At 60.9% G+C, this 17,379-nt stretch carries 13 protein-coding genes and 1 tRNA gene; 5 read left to right on the top strand and 9 right to left on the bottom strand.

The features are described from left to right. Positions 1 to 25 precede the first annotated feature (25 nt). From SIAM614_RS26655 to SIAM614_RS26640, 4 genes are read left to right on the top strand one after another with little or no spacing between them, the layout of a single operon-like run. Entirely contained in the window at positions 26 to 1,540 is a 1,515-nt protein-coding gene (locus tag SIAM614_RS26655) for a sugar ABC transporter ATP-binding protein (protein ID WP_006939374.1), read from the top strand. Then, entirely contained in the window at positions 1,540 to 2,580 is a 1,041-nt protein-coding gene (locus SIAM614_RS26650; RefSeq protein WP_006939373.1) for an ABC transporter permease, read from the top strand. Before SIAM614_RS26655 ends, SIAM614_RS26650 begins: the two co-directional genes overlap by 1 nt. Further along, positions 2,580 to 3,569, top strand: coding sequence for a galactofuranose ABC transporter, permease protein YjfF (gene yjfF / locus SIAM614_RS26645; protein WP_040441257.1), 990 nt, complete (start codon positions 2,580 to 2,582; stop codon positions 3,567 to 3,569). The genes SIAM614_RS26650 and yjfF overlap by 1 nt, the downstream gene beginning before the upstream one ends. After that, entirely contained in the window at positions 3,515 to 4,285 is a 771-nt protein-coding gene (locus SIAM614_RS26640) for a FadR/GntR family transcriptional regulator (RefSeq protein WP_208984105.1), read from the top strand. The genes yjfF and SIAM614_RS26640 overlap by 55 nt, the downstream gene beginning before the upstream one ends. A 188-nt stretch (positions 4,286 to 4,473) precedes the next feature. Here the strand turns inward: SIAM614_RS26640 and SIAM614_RS26635 are convergent, their stop codons facing one another. The 7 genes from SIAM614_RS26635 to chvE all read right to left on the bottom strand — a co-directional run bounded on the left by SIAM614_RS26635 (position 4,474) and on the right by chvE (position 13,775). After that, positions 4,474 to 5,982 carry an aldehyde dehydrogenase (NADP(+)) gene (locus tag SIAM614_RS26635; protein ID WP_040441235.1) on the bottom strand — a complete coding sequence of 503 codons (1,509 nt, stop codon included), beginning with the start codon at positions 5,980 to 5,982 and terminating at the stop codon, positions 4,474 to 4,476. Positions 5,983 to 6,009: 27 nt separating this feature from the next. Continuing rightward, positions 6,010 to 6,933, bottom strand: coding sequence for a Gfo/Idh/MocA family protein (locus SIAM614_RS26630; RefSeq protein WP_006939369.1), 924 nt, complete (start codon positions 6,931 to 6,933; stop codon positions 6,010 to 6,012). Beyond that, complete coding sequence (araD, locus tag SIAM614_RS26625) at positions 6,933 to 8,675, bottom strand: L-arabinonate dehydratase (RefSeq protein WP_006939359.1); 1,743 nt, start codon at positions 8,673 to 8,675, stop codon at positions 6,933 to 6,935. Before araD ends, SIAM614_RS26630 begins: the two co-directional genes overlap by 1 nt. A 3-nt stretch (positions 8,676 to 8,678) precedes the next feature. Then, on the bottom strand, positions 8,679 to 9,674 hold the full coding sequence (gene araD1, locus SIAM614_RS26620; protein ID WP_006939357.1) for an AraD1 family protein: 996 nt from the start codon (positions 9,672 to 9,674) through the stop codon (positions 8,679 to 8,681). A gap of 4 nt (positions 9,675 to 9,678) precedes the next feature. After that, entirely contained in the window at positions 9,679 to 10,920 is a 1,242-nt protein-coding gene (gene mmsB, locus SIAM614_RS26615; protein ID WP_006939354.1) for a multiple monosaccharide ABC transporter permease, read from the bottom strand. Positions 10,921 to 10,931: 11 nt separating this feature from the next. Continuing rightward, the gene (gene mmsA, locus SIAM614_RS26610; protein ID WP_006939352.1) at positions 10,932 to 12,446 is read right to left on the bottom strand and encodes a multiple monosaccharide ABC transporter ATP-binding protein; all 1,515 of its coding nucleotides are present in this window, start codon (positions 12,444 to 12,446) and stop codon (positions 10,932 to 10,934) included. Between the two features lie 249 nt (positions 12,447 to 12,695). Beyond that, on the bottom strand, positions 12,696 to 13,775 hold the full coding sequence (chvE, locus tag SIAM614_RS26605; RefSeq protein ID WP_040441234.1) for a multiple monosaccharide ABC transporter substrate-binding protein: 1,080 nt from the start codon (positions 13,773 to 13,775) through the stop codon (positions 12,696 to 12,698). A 156-nt stretch (positions 13,776 to 13,931) separates the two neighbouring features. Between chvE and SIAM614_RS26600 the strand changes: the two genes are divergently transcribed. Further along, positions 13,932 to 14,888, top strand: a complete 957-nt coding sequence (locus SIAM614_RS26600) for a LysR family transcriptional regulator (RefSeq protein WP_040441232.1) — start codon at positions 13,932 to 13,934, stop codon at positions 14,886 to 14,888. A gap of 63 nt (positions 14,889 to 14,951) precedes the next feature. On the opposite strand, the gene SIAM614_RS26595 is transcribed toward SIAM614_RS26600, so the two are convergent. Continuing rightward, a tRNA-Phe gene (locus SIAM614_RS26595) sits at positions 14,952 to 15,027 on the bottom strand. A 378-nt stretch (positions 15,028 to 15,405) separates the two neighbouring features. Next, positions 15,406 to 17,001 (bottom strand): bifunctional metallophosphatase/5'-nucleotidase, encoded by a 1,596-nt coding sequence (locus SIAM614_RS26590; RefSeq protein WP_006939346.1) that lies wholly within the window; start codon positions 16,999 to 17,001, stop codon positions 15,406 to 15,408. Positions 17,002 to 17,379 lie beyond the last annotated feature (378 nt).

Here is a 17,379-nt window from a genome sequence, read left to right as displayed (position 1 = left end):
GACTGACTTCGGGGGAAGCCGATACATGGCGAGCGTAACCGACCCTGTGCTCGAATGCCGGGGCATATCCAAATTCTTTCCGGGGGCCATAGCGCTGGATGCGGTGGACCTGACCCTTTATCCGGGTGAGGTGCATGCACTGCTCGGCGAAAACGGGGCCGGAAAATCCACCCTCATCAAGTGCCTGACCGGAGCCTACCGGCGCGACGCCGGCACCATCGTCCTGAACAATCAGGAAATCTCGCCCAACAGCACCCAGGACAGCCAGAAACTGGGGATCGGCACCGTTTACCAGGAAGTGAACCTGCTGCCGAACCTGACTGTTGCGGAGAACCTCTTTCTCGGCCGCCAGCCGATGTGGCACGGCTTCATTTCCCAGCGCAAGATGATGACCATGGCGCGGGATCTGCTTGCCGAATTCGGCCTTTCCGTCAATCCGGCCGAACCGCTGTCGGCCTATTCCGTTGCCGTGCAGCAGGTGGTCGCGATTGCGCGTGCCGTCGAGCTTTCCGGCAAGGTCCTGATCCTGGACGAACCGACCGCCAGCCTTGACCGGGACGAGGTCGACCTAATTTTCTCCGTGATCGAAAAGCTGAAGGCACGCGGCCTTGCCATCGTCTTCATCACCCACTTTCTGGATCAGGTCTTCGAGATATCCGACCGGGCGACCGTGCTCCGAAACGGCCGCGTCGTTGGCACACGGCGCCTTGCGGACGCGAGCCAGACCGAAATCGTGACGCTGATGCTTGGCCGGCAACTGGAAGACCGCATCCACGACCGCGCTCCGCCGGCAATCGGCGACACATTGATAGAACTCACCAATTTCGGCAAACGCGGCATGATCACGCCGTTTGATCTGACCGTGCGCAAGGGCGAAGTCGTCGGTCTTGCCGGACTATTGGGGTCCGGGCGCACGGAAACCGCCGAAATCATCTTCGGCGCCGTTCAGGCCGACCAGGGTGACGCGCGTCTGGAAGGCAAGAAGATCAGCATCAGGAACCCGCGCGAGGCTGTCACGCACCGGTTTGCCCTCTGCCCGGAGGACCGCAAGAGCGACGGTATCGTCGGCGACCTTTCGGTGCGGGAGAACATCATTCTGGCCCTGCAGGCCCGCCAGGGCTGGTTCCGTCCCCTGCCCAAGGCCAAGGTCAACGAACTGGCGGAAGCCTATGTAAAGGCTCTCGACATTCGCCTTGCCAGCCTGGACATGCCGATCCGCCTGCTCTCAGGCGGCAATCAGCAGAAGGCGCTGCTTGCCAGATGGCTGGCGACCAATCCGGCCTTCCTGATCCTGGACGAACCGACACGCGGCATCGACGTGGGCGCCCACGCGGAAATCATCGCGCTCATCGAAAAACTCCGCGAGGACGGCATGGCCCTTCTTGTAGCCTCGTCCGAACTTGAAGAACTCGTGGCCTATTCTACCCGGGTGATCGTGCTGCGCGACCGGCGCCAGGTTAGCGAACTCACCGGTGACGACATCACCACCTCCAACATTGTCGCGGCCATTGCCGACGAACCCATGGCGGAGGCCGTGTGATGACCGCTCATGTTCACAACACCCTCCGGCGGATCACCCCGCAGCTGATCATCCTGGCTGCCGTGCTGATGCTGAATTTCATGGTCTTTCCGGATTTCTTCCGGATCGAATTCCAGAACGGCCGTCTTTTCGGCAACCTGATCGATGTGCTCAATCGCGGCGCGCCGACCGCCCTCCTGTGCATCGGCATGACCCTGGTCATCGCGACCAGAGGCATCGATCTGTCGGTGGGGGCCGTCATGGCAATTGCCGGCGCGGTCGCCGCCTCCCTCGCCGTCGATGGTCACGGCTGGCAGGTCGCGCTGACCGGCGCACTGGCCGTCGGCGCGATCTGCGGCCTGTGGAACGGCGTGCTGGTTGCCGTGTTGCGCATTCAGCCGATCGTTGCGACGCTGGTGCTGATGGTGGCCGGACGGGGCATTGCCCAGCTGGTGACGGAAGGAACCATCCTCACCTTCCTGGATCCGGGCCTTATTCACCTGGGTGCCGGAACCATCCTCGGCATTCCGACGCCGATCCTGATCTGGATTGCCCTCGGTCTGGCGGTTACGGCGGCGGTTCGCAAGACGGCGCTCGGCATGCTGATCGAAGCCATCGGTATCAACGAGAGCTCCTCTCGCCTTGCCGGCATCAACAGCCGCGTGCTGATCATCTCGGTCTATCTGATTTCCGGTGTCTGCGCGGCGCTGGCCGGCGTCATCGTCGCGGCCGACATCAAGGGGGCCGACGCCAACAATGCCGGCCTCTGGCTGGAGCTCGATGCCATCCTGGCCGTGGTTATCGGCGGCAACTCCCTGCTTGGCGGACGCTTTTCCATCATCGCGTCGCTGTTGGGCGCCTTGATCATCCAGTCGGTCAATTCGGTGATCCTGCTGTCCGGCATGCCGCCCGAGTTCAACCTGGTCATCAAGGCGCTGATCATCATCGCGATCCTGGTCATCCAGTCTCCGACGGTAAAACACGCGCTTTACATCTTGCGGGCTTCTGCGGAGCCCCAGCCAGCCGAGCCCATCAAGGAAGCGAAAGAAAGCCCGCAATGATCCGCTCCACCCATCTTCCGCTTCTCATCACCATCGCCACATTTCTGCTGGCCTTCACGTTGTGCGCCTCGCAATACCCGGCAATGCTGTCGACACGGGTCGTGGCCAATCTTCTGACGGACAATGCCTTTCTCGGAATCGCCGCCGTCGGCATGACCTTCGTGATCCTCTCCGGGGGCATCGATCTGTCGGTCGGCTCGGTGATCGCCTTTACCGGCGTCTTTCTGGCTGTGATCCTGAGGGATACCTCGATCCATCCGCTGGTCGCCTTTGTCCTGGTCCTGGCGATTACCATTTCCTTCGGCGCGGCGATGGGGGCGATGATCCATTATCTGGAGATGCCGCCCTTCATCGTGACGCTGGCGGGCATGTTTCTGGCGCGCGGCGCGGCCTATGTGCTTTCGACCGACAGCGTGCCCATCACCCACGAGTTCTACGACACGCTGCAGTCGCTTTACTGGAAAGCCCCTGGTGGCGGACGGTTCCGGCTCACCGGCATCATCATGCTGCTGACGTTCCTTGCCGGCATCATCGTCGCCCACCGCACCCGCTTCGGCCAGAATGTCTACGCCCTTGGCGGCGGGCTGTCGACGGCGCGGCTGATGGGCGTGCCCCTCGCCCGGACCACCATCGGCATCTACGCCACATCCGGAGGCCTTGCCGGCCTCGCCGGAATCATCTTCTCGCTCTATACGTCCGCGGGCTATTCACTGGCGACGGTCGGGGTCGAACTTGACGCAATCGCCGCAGTGGTGATCGGTGGCACTCTGCTCACCGGAGGCACGGGTTTTGTCGCAGGCACATTTTTTGGCATTTTGATCATGGGGTTGATACAAACCTTTATCGTGTTCGACGGAACGCTCTCGAGCTGGTGGACAAAGATCGTGATCGGCGGCTTGCTCTTCGGCTTCATCTTGCTTCAGAAGGGACTCACTTGGGCAACGACACTGCGCAGAAAACCAGCGACAGAGTTCGCCGCGCAATCATGACCTTCGTCGCCACCGGCGGGTTGGGAAGCCAGATCGGAAACCACACCGATCAGGTTGTCGAGCAACTGGGCAGGGCCATTGTTGCAGGTGAGTATCCACCGGAAACGATGATCCCTCTGGATCCGGACATTTCGGAAATGTTCGACGTGTCGCGCACGGTGGTGCGGGAAGCAAAGAAGACGCTGATTGCCAAGGGACTGATCCAGTCGAAAGCCAAGGTCGGAACCCACGTCCGGCCGGCATCCGAGTGGAACATGTTCGATCCGGATGTCCTGCGCTGGCATGCCGCGCTCAACAATCAGCGTCCGTTCCTGGAAGACCTCTTCGAGATCCGCCTGATTTTTGAACCGGCGGCCGCAGGCAGCGCCGCCAAACGCGCCACCGATGCAGAATGCGTGACCCTGGCCAAGCTCTGCGACAACCTGGCCACCGGCAAGGACAGAGCGGCCGTTGCGGTGGCCGATCTGGAATTTCACAAGATGATCCTGAAGCTTTCCGGCAATCGCTTCCTGCAATCGCTCGGAGATCTCGTTCAGGCCGCGCTCTATTCACTTTTCATCGCCGAGGCCAACGAACGCAACGACCAGGAAACCTACGAATTCGTCGAGCGCCACCGGGCCATCGTCACGGCCATCAAGGCGGGAGACGCAAAAGCCGCCCATGACGCCATGGTGGCCGTCATTCTGGCCGGTCGGAAGATCGAGCTGAATATCTGAGACTGATCGCCGAATTCGCGCGCTGCCAGTCCAGCTTCCTGGAATCACAAACAAAAAAACCTCATCCTGAGGAAGGCCGTAGGCCTGTCTCGAAAGATGGGCATCTTGCTCTGAGCAAGCGGCCTACCCTTCGAGACGCGCACAGGTGCGCTCCTCAGGATGAGGTCTTTATCTGGTTACTTGCCGCCTCAGTTGGCCGGCAGCAGGTCGTCCGGCAGGTTCTGGTAGCATACCGGACGCAGGAAGCGACGGATGGCCAGGGTGCCGACGGAAGTGGCGCCGAAGTTGGTCGATGCCGGGTAAGGACCGCCGTGAACCATGCTGTCGGCAACTTCCACACCGGTCGGGAATCCGTTGGCAAGCACGCGGCCAGCCTTGCGTTCCAGAACCGGCATCAGCTTGCGGGCAAGATCCATGTCGCCCGCGTCCATCTGCAGCGTGCATGTCAGCTGGCCTTCCAGGCTCTTGGCGATTTCCAGAAGCTGCGCTTCATCCTTGACGCGCACCACAATGCCGAGCGGGCCGAAGACTTCCTCACCCAGTTCCTCGTTGGCCAGCCAGTTGTCACCGGTGGTCTCAAAGACGTAAGGCGCGGCTTCACGGGTTTCGCACGAGGTGCCGATCAGTTCACGGACACCGCTGGACGCGGCAACCCGCTTGGAACCGGACCGAAAAGCTTCCGCAATGCCGTCTGTCAGCATGGTCTGTTTGCCCATGCCGCTGAGGGCTTCGGTGGCAGCTTTGACGAAGGCGTCAGCGTCCGCACCGTCGAGCATCAGAAGGACGCCCGGGTTGGTACAGAACTGGCCGGCGCCCATCGTCAGCGACCCGGCCCAGCCCTTGGCGATTTCCGCACCGCGCGCGGAAAGGGCCTTGGGAAGCACGAACATCGGATTGACCGACCCAAGCTCGCCGAAGAAGGGGATCGGCACAGGGCGCTGTGCGCACAGGTCGAACAGGGCACGGCCGCCGCGCAGTGAACCGGTGAAGCCGACAGCGCGGATCAGCGGGTGCTGCACGAGGGCCTGTCCGACTTCGTGGCCATTGCCCTGGATGAAGGAAAAGACGCCCGGATGCAGGCCGCAGGACTTGATGGCCGCGGCAATTGCCTCGGCAACGATCTCGCCCGTGCCCGGGTGCGCCGGATGGCCGCGCACGACCACGGGACAGCCCGCAGCCAGTGCCGATGCCGTGTCGCCACCGGCCGTCGAGAATGCCAGCGGGAAGTTGGAAGCGCCGAAGACCGCAACCGGCCCGATCGGGCGCTGCACCATTTTCAGGTCCGGGCGTGGCAGAGGCTGGCGGTCCGGCAGAGCTTCATCGTGACGCTTGTCGAGATAGTCGCCTTTCAGAATATGCGAGGCGAACAGACGAAGCTGGCCGGTCGTGCGGCCGCGTTCGCCCTGAAGGCGTGCTTCCGGCAGGCCGGTTTCGGACGTGCCGATTTCAGTGATGGCGTCCGCCCGTGCCTCGATCTCGTCGGCAATGGCGTTCAGAAACTTCGCCCGGTCCTCGCTGCTGGAATAGCCATAGCTCCAGAAAGCTTCTTCCGCGGCCCGGCAGGCTGCGTCGACCTGATCGACGGTTCCCACGGAAAAGGCGTGAGACGCGCCATGCGCCGGTTCGGAGGTGAATGTTGCATCGCTGGCAACCCATTGCCCTGCAACAAGCTGCTTACCGTGAGGCATAAATGTCATGTCAAACCTTCTGGTTTTGAAGATGGATTAAAATTCGAACGGATCGGTGATGACGCGCCGCCCAAGTGAGAAGGCGTCGCAAACATGGATCATCGGCGAGAGATCGACATCACTCGCGCCTGACTTCACCAGATCCGCCATGCGGACGTAGAGGTTGGCATATTCATGGTTCGACCCCTGTATAACGGGCTCACCGTCGATTTCCAGCCTCTCACCGCCAAGTGACAGCTTTGCGGCGCCCCGGTCGGTTTCCACGTCGATGTCCCACGTCTGGGGTCCTTCCTGACGCCAATCGAAATCGGCAGACATCTGTGCACCTGCCGGATCGGCAAAGGTCAGCGCGGCGGCAATCGGTGTTGCCCGGTTCTGCGGAAACTCCAGTGTCGCCGCGGTGATGTGAACCGGGTAAGGCAGAATTTCCGTCAGTATCGACAACGCGTTGATGCCCGGATCGAAGACGCCCATGCCGCCCGGTTCCCAGATCCATTCCTGACCGGGATGCCAGCGGCGAACATCTTCCTTCCAGGTGATCTTGAGCCGTTTCAGCGTGCGCTCGGCCAGAAACGCCTTCAGCGCAGGCACGCTGTCGGCATAGCGCGAGTGCCAGGTCGCGAACAACGTCACACCGTGCTCCTTTGCCAGAGCTTCCAGTGCGTAGCATTCCGCAAGGCTCTGGCCCGGCGGCTTTTCCAGCATCACGTGCTTGCCGGCTTTCAAAGCCTTGGCCGCATATTCGAACCGCGGTTGCGGCGGAATGGCCAGCGACACCGTGGTGATGTCCGGCCGGTTTTCCAACAATTCGTCGATCGTCTCGAAATGATCGATGCCATCGACCCCGGCGTGCCGGCTGACCGCCGCTTCCAGTTGCCAGTCGGAATTGCCGGCAATTGCCGGAATATGCTGATCGCGGGCGATCTTGCCGATACCCACCAGCGCCAGTTTTTCTGCCATCAATGTGAATCCTTCGGCACGGCCGAGCCGCGGCAGCCTTTCAGAAAGTCGAAGTCGGCGCCTGTGTCGGCACCCTGGACGTGGTCATGGAACAACCGCGCGTAGCCACTGTCCGGAACATGGTGGGACGGTTTCCAGTCTGCAAGCCGTGCGGAGAGTTCCTCTTCGGAGATATCCAGATGAATTTTCCGGTTCGGAACATCCAGTTCGATCATGTCGCCGTTTTTCACGACCGCCAGCGGGCCGCCGGCAGCAGCTTCCGGAGACGTGTGCAGAACAACAGTACCATAGGCCGTGCCGGACATGCGCGCATCGGAGATGCGGACCATGTCGGTAATGCCCTTCTTCAGCACCTTCGGCGGCAGCCCCATGTTGCCGACTTCCGACATGCCCGGGTACCCTTTGGGGCCGCAGTTCTTCAGCACCATGACGCAGGTCTCGTCAATGTCGAGGGCGTCGTCGTTGATCTTGGCCTTGTAGTCGTCGATATCCTCAAAGACCACTGCCCTGCCCTTGTGCTGCATCAGATGCGGCGACGCGGCAGACGGTTTCAGAACGGCGCCATTGGGGGCCAGGTTGCCCTTCAGCACCGCAATGCCACCCTGGCTGGTCAGCGCCTTTTCCGCCGGCAGGATGACATCCTCATTCCAGTTCTTCACGTCCTTGACCTGATCCCACATGGTCTCGCCGGAAACGGTGATGGCATCCTTGTTGAGCATGCCCGCCTCGCCGAGGCGTTTGATCACCACCGGCAGGCCGCCCGCATAGAAGAACTCTTCCATCAGGTATTTGCCGGACGGCATCAGGTTGACGATGGTCGGAATATCCCGGCCGGCCTTGTCCCAATCATCAAGCGAGAGGTCTATGCCGACGCGGCCGGCGATCGCCAGCAGATGGATGACCGCATTGGTCGACCCGCCGATGGCACCATTGGTGCGGATCGCGTTCTCGAAAGCTTCCCGGGTCAGGATGTCGGACGGCTTCAGGTCGTCCTTGACCATCTGAACGATCCGACGGCCGGAGAGATGCGCGATCACCCGGCGACGGCTGTCGACGGCCGGGATGGCGGCATTGCCGGACAAGGCCATGCCCAGCGCTTCGGCCATCGAGGCCATGGTGGACGCGGTGCCCATGGTGTTGCAGCTTCCGGGAGACCGGCTCATGGCGGCCTCGGCCTCCAGAAACTCCTCCTGGGTCATCTCACCCGCCTTCACGGCCTCGGAGAATTTCCAAAGATGCGTGCCGGACCCGACGCGCTCGCCCTGGAACCAGCCGTTCAGCATCGGCCCGCCGGTGACGACAATCGACGGAATATCGACGGAAGCCGCGCCCATCAGCAAAGAGGGCGTGGTCTTGTCGCAGCCGACAAGCAAGACGACGCCATCCAGCGGCGTGCCGCGGATCGCTTCTTCCACATCCATGCTGGCAAGGTTGCGGAACATCATTGCCGTCGGACGCAGCGTGCTTTCACCCGTCGAGAACACGGGGAACTCGACCGGGAAACCGCCGGCCTCATAAATCCCGTGTTTGACACGCTCTGCCAGATCACGCAGATGCGCGTTGCAGGGTGTCAGCTGCGACCAGGTGTTGCAGATGCCGATGACCGGGCGGCCGTCGAAGAGGTCGTCCGGCAGTCCCTGGTTCTTCATCCAGCTGCGGTGATAGATATGGTCGCGGCTGGTGCCGCCGAACCATTCGGTCGACCGCAGCTTGCGCGGCCACTTTGCCGGTTTGAATGCCATGATCTAAAGAACCTTCACTTGAGCAGCCCCAGCGTCCGCAGCCTTGAAGGCCAAGCGGTTTTTCAGGGGGACGCCGAAGCCCGGCGCGGAAATCTCCACCTCATCCCCTTCCCGGCAGGCAATGCCATCGGCAAAGGAAAGCGTTGCCGTGCCGAACATGTGCACATGCAGATCGCCTGGCTGGCGGAAGACGTCATATTTGAAATGATGGTGCTCCAGGTTCGCCAGCGTGTGGGACATGTTGGCTTCACCCGACAGGAACGGCTTTTCCCACAGCACGGCACCATCGCGGTAGATGCGGCTGGTGCCCTCGACCTTCTCCGGAAGCGGACCTACCAGGAGTTCCGGCCCGAAGGAAGCCGGACGCAGCTTGGAATGCGCCAGATAGAGATAGTTCTGGCGTTCCATCACGTGATCGGAAAACTCGTTGGCGAGCGCGAAGCCGACACGGAACGGCGTTCCGTCATCCGCGATCACATAGATGCCGGCAACTTCCGGCTCTTCGCCGCCATCCTCACAGAAGCCGGGGCTGACAAGATCCCCGCCCGGCGCGACGGCGCAAGACCCGTTGCCCTTGTAGAACCACTCCGGCTGAACACCGACTTGCCCAGCCTCCGGGCGCCCGCCCTCCAGACCGAGCTGGAACATCTTCATGCTGTCGGTCATGCTGGCTTCGTCGTTCTTGGCCTTGGCATGCATGGCATCGCGGGTCGCGGCAGACCCGAGATGGGTCAGCCCCGTGCCGGTCAAATGCATGTGGGCAGCGTCCGGGTGGTCGATCGGCAGCAGCAAGCGGCCCTTTGAAGCAAGCTGCTCCAGATCGACGGCCACGCCAAGTTCATGACCACGGATGCATTCGGTCAGGCTCTGGCCCTTTCCGATGGCCTCCTGAACGAGTTCGTAGGTGGAGGCAACGCCCTTCAGGACAGAGGCTTCGCTGCCATTGCGAACGACCACGGCCCGATTGCCGGCATCGTCCAGGATCTGGGAAATCAGCATAGAGTTACCCCTGCTTGTTCTTGTTGTAGACATCGAAAATGACGGCTGCGAGCAGCACGAGGCCCTTGATCATCTGCTGGTAGTCGATACCGATGCCCATGATCGACATGCCGTTGTTGAGCACGCCCATGAGGAATGCGCCGACGACCGCGCCGATGATGGTGCCGACCCCGCCGGACATGGACGCCCCGCCGATGAAGACGGCCGCGATCACATCCAGTTCCAGCGCAAAGCCCGCCTTGGGTGTTGCGGTGTTGAGCCGTGCGGCAAAGACAAGACCCGCTGCGGCAGCCAGCACACCCATGTTCGTGAATGCCAGGAAGGTCAGCCGTTCGGTCTTGATCCCGGACAGTTTGGCAGCCTTCTGGTTGCCGCCGAGGGCGTAGATCCGCCGGCCGACCGTGGTGGTTTCGGTGATGAAGGCATAGATGATCGTCAGGATGCCCATGGTGATCAAGACGTTCGGCAGGCCCCGGAACAGGGACAGTTTGAACATCACGAAAATCAGTGCGGCGGCGATGATCACGTTGCGGACGACGAAGAAGCTGGTGGGCTCGTCCTCGATGCCATAGGCCTTGTTCTGGGCCCGCTGGCGCAGCCCGATCCACACCACCAGGGCCGCGGCGGCGATACCGGTTGCAAGCGCCAGGACGTTGACCTTGCGGGCCCCGAAGAGATCCGCCAGCGCGGCCCCTATGCCCGCCGGGAAAAGATCCGGCACGAAACCGGTGGCGATGATCTGGAATTCCTTCGGAAACGGGCCGACCGACTGACCTTCCAGCAGCCAGAGCGACAGGCCGCGGAAGACAAGCATGCCGGCCAGCGTCACGATGAAGGACGGGATCTTCCAGTAGGCGACCCAATACCCCTGGGCCGCACCGATCAGCCCGCCGATGGCGAGGCACACGATCATCGTCAGATAGGGCGACTGGTCGTAATTGACGATCATGACGGCGGCAAGCGCGCCGATGAAACCCATCACCGAGCCGACCGAGAGGTCGATGTTGCCCGAGACGATGACGATCAGCATGCCGAGCGCCATGATGATGATGTAGGAGTTCTGCAGCAGCAGGTTGGTGATGTTCACCGCACGCAGCAGCGTGCCATCGGTTACGACCTCGAAGAAGGCCATCACCGCGATCAGCGCGAACAACAGACCGTATTGCCGCAAATGCGAGGAGATATACTCGCCGATGCCCTTGGTCTTCACGACCGGCGTCGCATTGGTGTCGTCAGCCAGTTCCATGGGTTCTTCTCTCACTCGTTGACAATGAGCGACATGATGCGCTCCTGGCTCGCATCGCCGGCGGCAAGTTCGCCAACGAGAGCCCCTTCGTTCATGACGTAGATCCGGTCGCACATGCCGAGCAGTTCCGGCATTTCCGACGAGATCATGACAACGCCTTTGCCCTGCGCGGCGAGGTCGTTGATGATGGTGTAGATTTCATATTTGGCACCGACGTCGATACCGCGGGTCGGCTCGTCCAGGATCAGCACTTCGGGAGCGGTGAACAGCCATTTGGCCAGCACCACCTTCTGCTGATTGCCACCGGACAGGTTGACCGTTTTCTGGAACACCGACGGCGTGCGGATCGCCAGCGCTTCCCGGTATCTTTCGGCAACACGGGTTTCCTCGTTGCGCTTGAGAATGGGACCGGAGGAAACGCCGTCCAGGTTGGCCAGCGTCGTGTTGAAACGGATCGTCTCGTCCAGCACCAGACCCAGGGCCTTGCGATCCTCGGTGACGTAGGAAATGCCGGCCGAAATCGCCCGGTCCACGGTGCTGACGTCGATCGGCTGCCCCTTGAGCTTGACCGAACCGGTGATGTTGCGGCCGTAGGAGCGGCCAAAGATGGACATGGCCAGCTCGGTCCGCCCGGAGCCCATCAGCCCGGCGATGCCGACGACTTCTCCAGCCCGGACATTGAAGGAGGCGTTCTTGATCACCCGCCGTTCGGAATGTTCGGGATGCCAGACGCTCCAGTCGGCAACTTCCATCAGGACATCGCCCGGTGTCCGGCTGTGCTCCGGGAACCGGTGGGTCATGTCCCGGCCGACCATGTCGCGGACGATTTCGTCCTCGCTGAGCCCGGCCTTGGCGTCGAGCTTCGAAACGGTCATGCCGTCCCGGATCACGGTCACGCTGTCCGCGACATAGCGGACTTCGTTGAGCTTGTGCGAGATGATGATGCTGGTGACACCTTGCGCCTTGAGCTCCAGCATCAGGTCCAGCAGCTTCCGACTGTCGTTTTCCTGCAGCGCCGCGGTCGGCTCGTCCAGGATCAGCAGCTTCACGTCCTTGGACAGCGCCTTGGCGATCTCGACAAGCTGTTGCTTGCCGACACCGATGGAATCGACCTTGGTCGTCGGCGGCTCCGAAAGACCGACCTTCGCAAGCAGTTCTTCCGTCCGCTGGTTGGTCTTGCGCCAGTCGATCACGCCCTTGCGGGCACATTCGTTGCCCAGGAAGATGTTTTCCGCGATCGAAAGCTGCGGCACCAGGGCAAGTTCCTGGTGAATGATGATGATGCCCTGCTTTTCACTGTCCGAGATGCCGGAGAACCGGGCCGGTTCACCTTCGAAAACGATCTCGCCGTCATATTGTCCGTGCGGATAGACGCCGGACAGAACCTTCATCAGCGTGGATTTGCCTGCGCCATTCTCGCCGACGACTGCGTGAATTTCGCCTTTCTGGACATCCAGATTGACCCGGTCCAGCGCCTTCACGCCGGGAAAGGTCTTGCTGATGTTCTGCATGGAAAGGAGTGCCATCGACCCCGTTCTCCGAATTCCGAGGAAAGAGCCGCCCATCGCGCCGGACAATCAGGGTCCGGGTCCGTTCCGCGCTTCCCAGACTGCCGGGAAGAACGGAATGTTCGTGTCGATGGGCGGTAAGTGCTGCCGGATCAGCGGAGGCTCAATCGCTCTGGATCAAGCCTCCGCAAGTTGACCCTTGTTGAAGGGCTGGAGCATCTTCCGTGCGTTCACTTGAATGCGGGATGCTCCAGGCCGTTATGGGTGTTACTTGACCTGGTCTTCGGTGTAGTAACCGCTGCCGATCAGCACTTCTTCCCAGTTGCTGGCGTCGACGGACACCGGCTCCAATAGGTAGGAGGGAACGACCTTCACACCGTTGTCGTAGGTGGTGGTGTCGTTGATTTCCGGCTCGCTGCCGCCCAGAAGCGCGTCAACCATGCCGACGGTGACGCGGGCCAGTTCGCGGGTATCCTTGAAAACGGTCGAGTATTGCTCGCCAGCCAGGATCGACTTCACGGACGGGACTTCGGCGTCCTGACCGGTGACAATCGGCATCTTCAGATCGCCGGAGCCGTAACCGACCCCTTTGAGAGAAGACAGGATGCCGATGGACAGGCCGTCATAGGGGCTCAGCGCACCATGGAGCTGCTTGTCGGTGTAGTGAGCGGACAGGAGGTTATCCATGCGTGACTGTGCGACAGCGCCGTCCCAACGAAGCGTACCGACCGTATCCATGCCCATCTGGCCGGACTGGATGACGATGGTGCCGTCGTCGATCAGCGGCTGCAGAACGGACATTGCGCCATTGTAGAAGAAGTAGGCGTTGTTATCGTCCGGAGATCCGCCGAAAAGTTCGACGTTGTAAGGGCCGTCACCGAAGCGCTCCTTCAGACCATTCACAAGCGACGTTGCCTGTTGCACGCCGACCTTGAAGTTGTCGAAGGTGGCGTAATAGTCGACGTCGCCGCTGTCGCGGATCAGGCGGTCATACGCGATGACCTTGATGCCGGAAGCTGCGGCATTTTCAAGAGCGTTGGAAAGCGTGGTGCCGTCGATCGCGGCGATGACCAGTACGTCCACACCCTTGGTGATCATGTTCTCGATCTGGGCGAGCTGGTTCGGAATGTCGTCTTCGGCATATTGCAGATCTGCGTCATAGCCGGCTGCAGTGAACTGCTCGACCATGGAATTGCCGTCGGAGATCCAGCGCGCCGAGGATTTCGTCGGCATAGCGATGCCGATGGAGCCTTTGTCCTGGGCCATTGCCGCGCCGGACAGCGCGACGCCGGACATAAGGGTTGCTGCCGCCGCTACTGCGACGAGCGCCTTTGAAACAAATTTCATATCGTCCTCCCGGACCGGATCCCAGCCGGCCCTATTCAGTCACAGGCATTCACGGGTTGATGCCGGGGAGTACAAAATGGAAAACCAACATGACGGTCAAATTATTATTCATTATCATTACATATCGTAATTGATATGAAATGATGGGAATCGGCCATGAGCCTCGACTTGCTACGGCGGGGAATGAAAATCTCCCACCTGCGTTTGCTCGCAGAGCTTGCAAAGCACTCACGCCTCACCGATGCAGCCAACGCTTTGGGCATGTCGCAACCGGCCGCGTCGCGCCTCATTTCCGAAGTCGAGCGGGTTGCGGAGGCCGAGATCTACGTGCGGTCGGGCCGTGGAATCGAGTTGACCGACATCGGCTACAAACTGGCCGAACGCTGCGTGCGCATCCTGCAGGAATTTGCCGATGCAGGACGCGATATCGAGCAGCACAAGTCCGGCCAGAGCGGACACGTCAGCATCGGCTCGGTCACCGGCCCGGCAATCGAATATGTCCTGCCCGCGATTCGGCATGTCCGCCTCAGCTACCCGGATATCTCCATATCGGTGGAAGTCGGCCCCAGTCTCGATCTGGCGCCGATGCTCGAAGATGGCCGCCTCGACTTTTCCCTCAGCCGCGTACCGGTGGACGAGGACCCAGAGCTGTTTGAGGAACGCCCTCTCCTGCGCGAGCCTGCCTGCCTTGTCGCCCGGACGGATCATCCGCTGACGCGCGTTCCCGCGCCCATTCCCGCGGACGCCCTGCTCGGCTTCGACTGGGTGCTGCCACCGGTTGGCGCTCCAATTCGCACGACGACCGAACAGGCGCTGCGGGACAAGGGACTGGGCCTGCCCACCAAGGTTCTGACAACCTCTTCGTTCCTGTTTACGATTGCCACCGTACAGCGCACCAACTCGATCGCGGCCGTTGCCCAGTCTGTCGCTTCCAGCTTTGCCGAAAATGCAGACGGAAGCCCGGGCACCATCACCGCCCTGGAGAGCGAGCTAACGCTGTCGGTCGAGACCTATTCCTTCCTGACCCGGAAAGGACAGGTTCTGACGCCCGTCGCCCGGATTGTGGCACGGGAAGTTCTGCGCGCGATCACCGGTGAAACGGTACTGGCATGACGGCACACGGAGAGCCGCCGCGAAGCAACGTCTTGATATTTTCAGCAAAATTCGTAGGGAGAGTGGTGCCCAGAGCCGGAATCGAACCAGCGACACGCGGATTTTCAATCCGCTGCTCTACCAACTGAGCTATCTGGGCTTGCCTTGCAAGTGGTCCGGGGCGAGCCCCGTTCGCTGAAAGCCCGGTCCTTATAGAGGCTCCCTGAAACCTTGTCCAGCACCCCGGCAAAGTTTTTTGCCCGAGGGCCTCACCTCACCTGTTGAAAACTTTGAAACGAAATAACCGACTGAAATAAAAGTGTTTTCCCGACAGCCCGTACGGCTGAACACCCAATGTGCACCGGGCATGCCGGCAATTGCGGCACCAAGGCATGAGGGCAACAGCCCTGCGGCATCGGTGGTTTGACGGTCCCACATCGGGGGCGGCCTTTGAACGGGGGCCGTCTCGGGAACCGGAAACGAAAGAAGCGCGCCGCGGGTGGCGCGCTTCCAATGACTTTCCAGGGTCTGGAACAGCTTATTTCGCAGTGATCCGATCGTCCGTGTAAGCGGAGTAACCGTTCTTGCTGGCAAGGTAGTCGGAAACCACGTCGGCCAGGTCCGGACCGAAGTCATAGGCATTCATGCCGTTGGTCGCGAAGATCTTGTAGCCGTCGCCACCACCGCGCATGTAGTTGTTGGACACAACGCCGTAGACCTTTTCCGGATCCAGCGGGACGTAGCTGTCGCCTTCCATGACCATGACGTCGGAGATCCGCTCACCCGCGGGTTTGGTCTTGTCGAAGGCGTACTTCAGACCGGCCACCTGCGGGAACCGGCCTGCGCCCTCTTCCACCTGGCTGACGCCGTTCTCAAGTGCTGCGATCACGTCGGAACCCTTGAGTTCGAAAGTGGACAGCGTGTTCTGGAACGGCAGAACCGTCAGGACTTCACCCTTGGTGATTTCGCCGGCATCAATGGAGGCCCGCAGACCGCCGCCGTTCTGGATGGCGATCTGGACACCCTGGCCCTTCACGCGATCCAGCATGGCGTCGGCAACAAGAACGCCCATTTCACAGACCTGGGCCCGGCAGACTTCCCGGTCAGCACCGATGGGTGCATCCGCCTGGGCAACGACTTCCTTGCGGATTTCGTCGAGCGGTTCGGCAAGTTCCTTGATCCGCGAGACCAGTTCCGGGTTTTCCACGATGGTGTTGTCGACGATGATCGGCTCACCGGACGCTTCCGTGATGACGCCATTGTCGTCGAAGGTCACGTTCAGTTCGCCCAGGAACTTACCATAGGCATAGGCCTGCACGACAGCGGTCGGCGTTCCATCCGGACCGTCGATCATGGTCGGATACGGGCCTTCCGCCTTGTCCGATGTGTTCGACAGATAGGTGTTGGTGTGGCCACCGACGATCACGTCGATCCCCGGTGCCTTGGCAGCGACTTCCTTGTCGACCTTGTAGCCGGAATGGCTGAGGACGATGATCTTGTTGACGCCTTCAGCGGCAAGTTTCTCCGCCTCGCGAGTGACGGCTTCGACCGGGTCGGTGAAGGAAACATTCGGGCCGGGGCTGGCCAGCTCGTCGGTGTCTTCCGGTGTCAGACCGATCAGGCCAATTTTTTCGCCGCCGCGTTCGATCACGATCGAAGGCTTCAGCACATCAGCGAGCTGAGGCTCCTTCGAGACATCCGCGTTCGACATCAGGACCGGAAATTCGACCGCGTCCATGAAACCGCGCAGGACTTCAGGTCCGTCGTCAAATTCATGGTTGCCGACGGTCATGCCGTCATAGCCGAGCTTGTTCATGAACTCGGCAGCAGCCTTGCCTTTGTAATAGGTGTAGAACAGCGTGCCCTGGAACTGGTCACCGCCATCGACGAGGATCGTGTTGTTGCTGGCTGCGCGGCGATCCTTGATGATCGTGTCGAGGCGCGCGGTACCACCGAAACATTTGCCTTCTGCATTGTCTTCCGCACTGCAGGTCGAATCGTACTTGTTGATCGGCTCGATGCGGCTGTGAAAGTCGTTGGTGTGCAAGATCGTCAGCGAATAATCGGCATAGGCTGCCGTCGACAGTGCCGTGGTCACGGACAGCACTGCGGCGCTCAGAAAACGTTTTGTCATCGGACCCTCGCCCTTGGATAGGTTGGTTATGCCGTATCAGGAACGAGACGCCTGACGCCGGCTTCCCGGTGTTCTTAAAGACCCACACACGCCCGCAACAAAAGGTATGAACCCACCCGGAAACAACCGGAATTGAGGACGTCAGGATCGCCGGTATAAAAAGATCTTGGTGCAGTTTTATGACAGCTGCAAGTGCCTGACGGCGCGAAACTGAAAAAAATTTTGCCGGATAAATATTTTTGCAGCGCTGCCTAAAAATCGCACAATCCGGCCATCTCTTTCCCATGCCACCCGGTCAGCAGCAGCTCCGAACGGCAATTGGTCAGACGTCCGCAAACCGACAACGGCGTGCCGATCCCGCGTGTTTACGTAAAGGCG

Origin of the sequence: Roseibium aggregatum IAM 12614, from assembly GCF_000168975.1 — a bacterium.
Lineage (GTDB): Bacteria > Pseudomonadota > Alphaproteobacteria > Rhizobiales > Stappiaceae > Roseibium > Roseibium aggregatum.
Note: the sequence above shows the minus strand (reverse complement) of the source record. Positions and strands in the feature narration are given on the sequence as shown.

What these genes read in the sequence shown, in the direction of transcription:
- mmsB (WP_006939354.1), bottom strand. Translation starts at nt 10,920, where the DNA reads ATGGAACTGGCTGACGACACCAATGCGACGCCGGTCGTGAAGACCAAG.
- SIAM614_RS26590 (WP_006939346.1), bottom strand. Translation starts at nt 17,001, where the DNA reads ATGACAAAACGTTTTCTGAGCGCCGCAGTGCTGTCCGTGACCACGGCA.
- SIAM614_RS26650 (WP_006939373.1), top strand. Translation starts at nt 1,540, where the DNA reads ATGACCGCTCATGTTCACAACACCCTCCGGCGGATCACCCCGCAGCTG.
- SIAM614_RS26630 (WP_006939369.1), bottom strand. Translation starts at nt 6,933, where the DNA reads ATGGCAGAAAAACTGGCGCTGGTGGGTATCGGCAAGATCGCCCGCGAT.
- SIAM614_RS26635 (WP_040441235.1), bottom strand. Translation starts at nt 5,982, where the DNA reads ATGACATTTATGCCTCACGGTAAGCAGCTTGTTGCAGGGCAATGGGTT.
- chvE (WP_040441234.1), bottom strand. Translation starts at nt 13,775, where the DNA reads ATGAAATTTGTTTCAAAGGCGCTCGTCGCAGTAGCGGCGGCAGCAACC.
- araD (WP_006939359.1), bottom strand. Translation starts at nt 8,675, where the DNA reads ATGGCATTCAAACCGGCAAAGTGGCCGCGCAAGCTGCGGTCGACCGAA.
- SIAM614_RS26600 (WP_040441232.1), top strand. Translation starts at nt 13,932, where the DNA reads ATGAGCCTCGACTTGCTACGGCGGGGAATGAAAATCTCCCACCTGCGT.
- mmsA (WP_006939352.1), bottom strand. Translation starts at nt 12,446, where the DNA reads ATGGCACTCCTTTCCATGCAGAACATCAGCAAGACCTTTCCCGGCGTG.
- araD1 (WP_006939357.1), bottom strand. Translation starts at nt 9,674, where the DNA reads ATGCTGATTTCCCAGATCCTGGACGATGCCGGCAATCGGGCCGTGGTC.
- SIAM614_RS26655 (WP_006939374.1), top strand. Translation starts at nt 26, where the DNA reads ATGGCGAGCGTAACCGACCCTGTGCTCGAATGCCGGGGCATATCCAAA.